Here is a 9,343-nt window from a genome sequence, read left to right as displayed (position 1 = left end):
CAGATCAGGGACCGGTACAGGGCGAAGTGCTGCTGACCCCGATTCAGCAGTGGTTTTTCGAACGGAACTTTACCGATCGCCATCACTGGAACCAGTCGATTATGCTGCATGCGCCGTCCGGCTTTGATCCGGCGCTTGTCCGGTTCACGCTGGCCAAGCTTCTTGAGCACCACGACGCGCTGCGGATGGAATATGTGATCGAGCAAGGCGGACATGGGGAGCCGGTGCAGGTCGTTCAGCATTACCGCGTACCCGAGGACGTTCGTCCGGATGTGGAAGTGATTCGGGTGATCGGAGCGGCCGCTCAGTTGGAACAAGCGGTACAGCGCGAGGCGGAACGGCTCCAGGGCAGCCTGGACCTGACCGGGGGCGCACTGATGAAAGCAGTGCTTTTCCAAACGGATCACGGCGATCACCTGCTGCTGGTCATCCACCATTTGGTGGTCGACGGGGTATCCTGGCGGATTTTGCTGGAGGACTTGGCATCCGGTTATCTTCAAGCCTCCAGGGGCGAAGCGATGGTTTTTCCGCAAAAAACGCATTCCTTCCAAGACTGGGCTTCCGGGCTTGCCGACTATGCCGGATCCAAGGCGTTACTGAAGGAAACGGATTACTGGCGTGAGCTGGAGAGCCGCGCGATCGCTCCGCTGCCCAAAGGTCAAGAAGCTGCCGATCAGCGGATGCGTCATGCCCGGACGGTTGATTTTGCACTCACCGCCAAGGAAACGGAGCAGCTGACGACAGTGGCCCATGAAGCGTACCGCACGGAAATGAACGATTTGCTGCTGACGGCGCTTGGTCTCGCTGTGAAGGAGTGGAGCGGAAATGAGCAAATCCTGGTCAACCTGGAGGGGCACGGACGTGAAGATGTTGTTGGAGACGTGAACATCTCGCGCACGGTCGGCTGGTTTACGAGCCAATATCCGGTGGTGCTCGAAATGGGGCGGTCCACGGATTTAGCTTTCCAAATCAAGCGGATTAAGGAAGATTTGCGCCATGTTCCGAACAAGGGCATCGGCTACGGCATTTTGCGGTACTTGACGCAGGAGGAGCATAAAGCAGGGCTGGCTTTCTCCCTGCGCCCGGAAATCAGCTTCAACTATTTGGGACAGTTTGCGGCTATGGAGCAATCACGGCTGTTTGTGCGCTCCGCTTTGCCGATGGGCAGCCCGCTCAGTCCGAATTCGGAGAAATTGACCTCGCTCGACGTGGTCGGGTTTATCGAAGAAGGCGTCCTGCGCATGAGCATCGCCTACCATTCACTGGAATACGAAGCCGGGACGATGTCGTCTTTGAGCGAAAGCTTCAAAACCCATTTGCTGCGGCTGCTCGAGCATTGCCTGAACCAAACGGGCGGCACACTTACGCCAAGCGATCTGGGCGACGACGAGTTAACGTTGGATGAGCTTGATCAACTGCTTCAGCTTTTTTAAATCAGAGGAAAACTTGGATGAGGTGGACTTATGGATAAACAAACAATACAAAAGGTGTACCCGTTAACGCCGATGCAGGAAGGCATGCTGTACCACGCCATGCTGGATCCGGAGTCTTCATCTTATTTCACCCAATTGGAGCTGTGCATTTCCGGGCCGTTCGACCGGGCGATTTTGCAAAAAAGCATGGATCAGCTTGTCCGCAGTTACGATATTTTGCGCACGGTGTTCGTGTATCAGCAGCTGCAGCGGCCGCGTCAAGTCGTCCTCGCAGAGCGCAAGGCGGAGGTTTATTTTGAAAATATCGCAGGCCTCCGGCCCGAAGAGCGCCAGCAGGCCATCGCCCGCCATAAACGGGAGCTTCAGGCCCAGGGCTTTGATTTGGCCAAAGACCAGTTGTTCCGCGTCTCCCTGTTCCAGCTTGACTCGGAGCGGTTCCATCTGATTTGGAGCAACCATCATATTTTGCTGGACGGCTGGAGCATGGGCGTGCTGATGAAGAAGCTGTTCGGGTATTATGAGGCCTTCCGCCTGAACCGGCCGCTCCCGAGCGGGCAAGACAAGCCGTATGCCGACTACGTCAAATGGCTGGACAAACTGGACAAGGATGAAGCGTTCGCGTACTGGGACAAGCGCCTGGCGGATTTTGAAAAGCCGACCTCCGTACCGCACTGGAAAACGGCCGCGGACCGCGAGGAAGTGTACCGGAACGAAATGTACACGTTCGTCTGGGATAAACAGCTCGTTGATTCGCTTAAAGAGATCGCCAACCGTTATCATGTGACGCCGCCCAATTTGTTTCAGGCGTTGTGGGGGGCACTGCTCGGCAAGTACAACTACACGGATGACGTCGTATTTGGCACCGTCGTGTCCGGGCGTCCCTCGGCCATTCACGGCATCGAAAACATGGCCGGCCTGTTTATCAATACGATCCCGGTGCGGGTAACAGCCGAGCCTGAGGCCGGCTTTGCCGATCTGGCCCGATCCGTACAGCAGCATGCGCTCGAAGCCGAGAAGTACGATTATGTGCCGCTGTACGACATCCAGAAACGTTCGGTGCTCAAAAATCATCTCGTGGGCCATCTTGTGGCCTTCGAGAACTATCCGCTGGACCGCGAGCTGCAAAATGGCGGCATGGAGCAGAGACTCGGTTTCTCGATCCAGGTGGCCGACGCTTTTGAACAGACAAATTACGATTTTAATCTGATCGTTTACCCCGGCGAGGAATGGTCGCTCAAAATGATGTACAACGCCGCCCTCTACGACGAGGAGTGGATCGGCAAAATAGCCGGCCATTTGACCCGCATCGCCGAAGAGCTCGCCCGCAATCCGGAGCTGGAGGTGGGCAAGGTCAGCCTGCTGACGGAGCGGGAAAAAGCCGAGGTGCTGAACGCGTTCAACGATACGAAGCGGGATTACCCGCGCGAGCGGACGATTCCCGAGCTGTTCGAGGAACAGGTCCGGCTTGCGCCGGAGCATGTCGCCGTCGTGTTTGGCGGACGGCGGATGACCTACCGCCAGTTGAACGCTGCGGCGGGGCGGCTGGCGCGAACGCTGCGGGAGCGGGGCTTGAAGCCGAACGAGGCGGCAGGCATCATGGCGGAGCGGTCGATCGAGGCGGTCGTCGGCATTTTGGCGATATTAAAAGCAGGCGGCGCGTATTTGCCGATCGATCCGGATTATCCGCAGGACCGCGTCCGCTACCTGATTGAGGACAGCGGCATGAAACTGATGCTGGTGCAGCGCGGCCGGCCGGAAGAATCGCTGGGGCAAGGCACGGGTTCTGCGGCGGATGTTGAGATTTTGCCGATCGATCTGGATGCCGTTGCCGGCGAAACCGGGGCTCGGGGTGAGGCGGAAGCGGATGCGGAAGTGGTCAACCTCCCGCCGGTGAATAAGCCCGAGGATCTGGCTTATGTCATGTATACCTCCGGCTCCACGGGCCAGCCCAAAGGCGTCATGGTGGAGCACAGAAACGTCGTGCGCCTTGTCAAAAATGCTGGGTACATCCCTTTCAGCGAGCAGGACCGCATGGCGCAAACGGGTGCGATCAGCTTTGACGCCAGTACCTTCGAGCTGTTCGGAGCGCTGCTGCACGGCGCCTCGCTGCATCCCGTGTCCAAGGAAACCTTGCTGGACGCGGCCGGTTTTGCGGGTTTCCTGAGCGAGCGGCAAATCACCACGATGTGGCTAACGTCCCCGCTGTTCAATCAGCTGGCCGGGCAAAACGCGGCGATGTTCGCCGGCCTGCGGCATTTGATCATCGGCGGCGACGCGCTCGTTCCCGGATTCGTCAATCAAGTCCGGGAGGCTTGCCCGGTGCTTTCCCTCTGGAACGGTTACGGCCCTACGGAAAACACGACGTTTTCCACCGTCCTTCTGATCGGGGAGGCTTATGCGGAGCGGATTCCAATCGGCAGACCGATCGGCAATTCCACGGCTTATATCGTGGACGCGAACGGGCAGCTGCTGCCGGCCGGCGTACCGGGGGAATTATGCGTGGGCGGGGACGGCGTGGCCCGCGGCTATTTGAACCGCCTGGAGCTGACGGAGGAGAAGTTCGCCGCGAGTCCTTTTGTTCTCGGCGAGAAGCTGTACCGCACGGGGGACTTGGCCCGCTGGCTGCCGGACGGAAACATCGAGTTTATGGGCCGGATCGACAATCAGATCAAGGTGCGGGGCTTCCGCATTGAACTGGGAGAAATCGAGTCGCGGCTGCTGCAGGTCGAAGGCGTAAGCGAAGCGGCGGCGGTTGTACGGCAGGATCAGGCCGGCGAGAGCGTCTTATGCGCCTACATCACCACAGAGCGGGAATTCGCCGCCGGAGAGCTGCGCTCGGCATTGACGAAGCTGCTGCCGGATTACATGCTCCCGTCCTCCATTACGCAGTTGGAACAAATGCCGCTCACGGCCAACGGCAAAGTGAACCGGCGGGAGCTGCCGGAGCCGGGGGATCTCGGCCAGGAAGCGGCCGCTGCCTATGCGGAGCCCGAAAGCGAAACGGAACGGCAGCTTGCCGCGATTTGGCAGGAGGTGCTGGGCGTTTCGCGCATTGGCGCAAACGACGATTTCTTTGCACTGGGCGGACATTCGCTGAAGGCGATGATGCTGACCGCGAAAATCAAACAGCAGCTCGGGCGGGACATCCCGATCAAGGCGCTGTTCGACCGGCCGACGATTCGCGGCTTGGCCCGGTATTTCACGGAGCCGGATACGGTCAATCAAGCGGAAGCAGGTACAGGCGGGAAAGCGGGGCATACATCTACGGCGGGAGCGCTTGAACCGCTTGTCCGCGCCCTCGCAGGAGCGCATTATCCGGTTTCCTCGGCCCAGCGGCGGATGTACATCTTGAACCAGCTGGGGGATGGCGGAACCGGCTATAACATTCCCGCCGTCCTGCTGCTCGAGGGGGCGCTGGAACAGCCCCGTCTGGAAGCCGCTTTTCAGGCGATGATGAACCGCCATGAGATACTGCGGACTTCGTTTGAGATGGCGGACGGCGAGCTCGTGCAAAACATCCATGAGCATGTCCCGTTCCGCCTGACATGCACGGCGGCAGCCGAAGAAGAGGCCGAAACGCGGATTCGCGAATTTATCCGGCCGTTTGATTTGGGCGAGACGCCGCTCGTTCGCGCGGAGCTGCTGCAGCTCGGAGAGCAGCGCCATCTGCTGCTGATCGATATGCACCATATCATTTCGGACGGCAGTTCGACGGGCATCCTGATCCGTGATTTGGCGCAGCTTTACGCGGGCGAGGACCTGCCTGAGCCGAATCTGCACTATAAAGATTTTGCCGTTTGGCAGCATGCGCCGGCTCAGCGTGAGTATATGAAGCGCCTGGAGCGATATTGGTTGGATACGTTCGCCGGAGACCTTCCGGTGCTCGATCTGCCGACCGACTTTGCCCGGCCTGCCGTGCAGAGCCATGCCGGCGAACGATTTGTTTTCGGCGTTGACGGGGAGCTGGAGCGGCGGATTAACCGGTTGACGGCCAAGACGGATACGACCTTGTACATGTTTTTGCTGGCGGCGTTTAACGTTTTGCTGTCCAAGTATGCTGCCCAGGAAGATATCGTGGTCGGCTCCCCGGCCGCCGGCCGCACGATGGCCGAAATTCAGGACGTACCGGGCATGTTCGTCAATACGCTGCCTCTGCGGAACGCGCCGGAAGGCGGCAAGACGTTCGAACAGTTTTTGTTCGAAGTGAAGGAAACTTGCTTGCAGGCGTTCGAGCATCAAAATTACCCGCTGGAAGAATTAATCGAAAGACTGCCTCTTGAGCGGGATATGAGCCGCAACCCTCTGTTTAGCGTGTCGTTGAATATGCTGAACATGGATGTGCCCGCCCTGAAGCTGGGAGAGCTGCAAATTTCCTCGTATTCGGTGATGCACCGGACGGCGAAATTCGATCTGACGCTGGAAGCTGTTCAGAAGCCGGACGGTGAAGGCGGAATCGGACTTAGCTTTGATTACGCCGCCGCGTTGTTCCGGCCGGAGACGATCCGGCGCTGGAGCGGACATTTGCTGCAAATTATCAAATCCGTCGTCGATCGGCCGGCGATCCGTCTGGAGGAGATCGAGCTGATGACGGCCGCCGAACGCGAGCATTTGCTGGCAGGGCTCCGTGATAACCGGACGGACTATCCAGCGAAGCAAACGTTCCATGGCTTGTTTGAACAGCGTGCGTTTGAGACGGAAAATTCCGTGGCCGTAGTTGATGAGGCTCTCAGCCTGACCTACCGCGAGCTGAATGAAAAAGCCAATCGGGCAGCATGGGCGCTCCGGCAGCGCGGGGTGAAGGCCGGGCACATCGTCGTGCTGCTAGTGGATCGTTCCACTGACATGATCGTATCGATTCTGGCGGTGATGAAGGCGGGCGGCGCTTTCCTGCCGCTCGATCCGGAATTTCCGGAACAGCGAATCCGCTACTGCCTGGCCGATAGCGGAGCGCGCCTGATTATCAGCGAGCGGAAGTATGCCGGCTTCTTGTCCGGCGGGGTGGAAGCGGACATGCTGGACATCCGGGACGGAAGCTGGTTAAGCGATCAGACCGGTACGCCGGATGCGGCAAGCGGTCCGGACGATTTGGCTTATGTCATTTATACGTCCGGAACGACGGGAAATCCGAAGGGCGTCAAGCTGAAGCACCGGGGACTGGTCAATTACGTCTCCTGGTTCATGAAGCAGGCGGAGCTGTCCCCCGCGGACAAAACGGCGCTGTTGTCTTCGTTTGCCTTCGATTTGGGCTATACGAGTCTGTTCCCGATCCTGCTGGCCGGCGGCGAGCTGCATATCGCTGCCAAGGAAACGTACACCGATCCGGAGCGGCTAACGGCTTATCTGGCCCGGCAGGGCATGACTTATATAAAGCTGACGCCGTCTTTATTCCATATGATCGTGCATTCCTCAAGCTTTGAAGCTTCGCGGCAGCTGCAATCGCTGCGGCTGATCGTGATGGGCGGGGAGAAAATTAATCCTGCCGATCTCAAGCTGTACCATCGGAAATACCCGGGGGCGGCGCTGATGAATCACTACGGTCCGACGGAATCAACGATCGGTATCATTGCGCAGCGCATCGACACGCAGCGGCTGGCGGAATTTGCGGCGCGTCCGACCGTCGGCCGGCCGATTCATAACGCCGAAGCTTATATTTTGAACGGCGGCCGCAAGCTAGTCCCCGCAGGCGCGGCCGGAGAGCTGTACCTGGCCGGTCCCGGACTGGCGGAAGGCTACTTGAACCGTCCCGATTTAACGAGCGGGAAGTTTGTGGAAAATCCGTTTTCACCGGGAACCTTGATGTACCGAAGCGGAGACCTCGCCCGCTTGCTGCCGGACGGGCAAATCGAGTTTTTGGGCCGGATGGATGACCAGGTGAAAATCCGCGGCTATCGCGTCGAGCTTGGCGAAATCGAAGCGGCGCTGCTGCAGCATGAGCAGGTCGGCGCGGCGTACGCGACCACGATTGCGGAAGGCTCGCTGCCGCCGGAGCTATGCGTTTATTTTGCGGCAGGCATGCCGCTCGCCGCCTCAGAGCTGCGGGAATGGTTGTCCGGGCAGCTGCCGACGTATATGGTGCCGACCCATTTCGTGCAAATGGACTCCATCCCGCTGACGGCCAACGGCAAAATCAACCGCAAAGCGCTTCCGGCGCCAACGTTCGCAAGACCGGACGGGAGCGGCTGCGTTCCGCCGCAGACCGAAACCGAAGCCGAGCTTTGCCGGATTTGGCAGGAGACGCTTGGCGCGGAATCCGTCGGCGTACAGGATAACTTTTTCGATTTGGGCGGCCATTCCCTGAAAGCGATGCAACTGATCAGCCGCATCCACGCGAAGTGGAAAAAAGACATTCCGCTCAAGGTGATTTTTGACCGGCCGACGGTGCGCCAGTTGGCGCACTATATGGAGGCGGCGGAGCGGGAAGGGCAGCTGCGGTTCACGGAAAGCGGAATCGTTCCGGCGGCCAAACAAGATTATTATCCGGTTTCCTCCGCGCAAAGACGGATGTACGTCCTGCATCAATTCAATCCGGGCGTCAGCTACAACATGCCATCCGTGCTGCTGCTCGAAGGCGAGCTGGATGTGCTGCGGCTGGAGCAGGCGCTGAATTTGCTGGTGGAGCGGCATGAGACGCTGCGTACCTCGTTTGCGGAAGTCGACGGGGATCCGGTTCAAATCGTTCATGAACAAGCCCCGGTAGAGTTAATCCGAATGGAAGTGGATGAGGAGGAGGCGCAGCTGAACATCGGCGCGTTTATCCAGCCGTTCGATTTAAGCGCCGCCCCGCTGCTGCGCACCGGGCTGCTCCGGATTTCCGGCCGGCGCCATCTGCTGCTGATCGACATGCACCATATTATTGCGGACGGCATCTCCCGGGAGATTTTCGTCAAGGAAATCGCCCTGCTGTATCGCGGGGAGGCGCTTCCGGCGCTGCGGCTCAGCTACAAGGATTACACGATGTGGCAAAACGAGCCCGCTCAGCGGAAGCACATTTCCGGACAGGAGCGGTATTGGCTGGAGCAGTTTGCGGAGGACGTTCCCGCGCTGAATTTGCCGACGGATTACCCGCGCCCGGCGGTGCAAAGCTTTGACGGCGATGGGGTGCGCTTTGCCGCAAGCCGGGAGACGGCGCAGCAGGTGCGCAGGTTCATCATGGAAACCGGAACAACATTCCATATGGTGATGCTGGCCGCATTCAACGTGTTTCTCAGCAAGCTGACGGGCCAGGAAGATATCGTGGTCGGGTCCGTGGCGGCCGGACGAACAAGCCCGGAGGTCAGAGATATGCCCGGCATGTTCGTCAACACGCTGGCGCTGCGCAGCCGCCCGGCAGCGTGGAAAACGTTCCGCCAGCTTGTGCTGGAAGTGAAGGAAACCGCTCTGGAGGGCTTGGAGCATCAGGATTACCCGTTTGAGGAATTGGTCGGCAAGCTGGATTTGCCGCGGGATTTGAGCCGCAATCCGCTGTTTAACGTCATGCTGACGGTGGAAAATCCGGACAAGGAAACGTTCCGGCTGGATCGGCTGAGCATCAGCCCCTATGAGGTTTCGAGCGGCGTCGCCAAGTTTGATCTGACGTTCGGCGCGTTTGAACGGGGCGAGGACATCGGGCTTCAACTGGACTATGCCAGCGATTTGTTTAAAAAGAGCACGATCCTGCGTTGGAGCGGGTATTTGCAGGAGCTGCTGAAGGCCGTTACAGCCTGCCCCGATCTGGCTTTGTCGACGGTCGATATGGTGCCGGCGTCCGAAAAGCTGCGGAGGCTCGATTGGAACGAGACGGAGCTGGACGTGCCGGAGGATGCGACGATCCATCGGCTGTTCGAGGAGCAGGCGCTGCGGACGCCGGACCGTCCGGCGGTAACTTATCGCGGGCGGTCGTGGACGTACCGGGAGCTGAATGCGCGGGCGAA

At 59.2% G+C, this 9,343-nt stretch carries 2 protein-coding genes; both read left to right on the top strand.

All coding sequences use genetic code 11. The annotated features are described in order from the left end of the window. A partial coding sequence (locus AC3G2T_RS38335; RefSeq protein WP_488438761.1) for a condensation domain-containing protein occupies positions 1 to 1,433 on the top strand: 1,433 nt, incomplete at its 5' end. 30 nt (positions 1,434 to 1,463) lie between these two features. Further along, the coding region (locus AC3G2T_RS38330; RefSeq protein WP_488438760.1) for an amino acid adenylation domain-containing protein at positions 1,464 to 9,343 on the top strand (7,880 nt) is incomplete at its 3' end.

This window comes from Paenibacillus sp. sgz302191, assembly GCF_057749925.1.
Note: the sequence above shows the minus strand (reverse complement) of the source record. Positions and strands in the feature narration are given on the sequence as shown.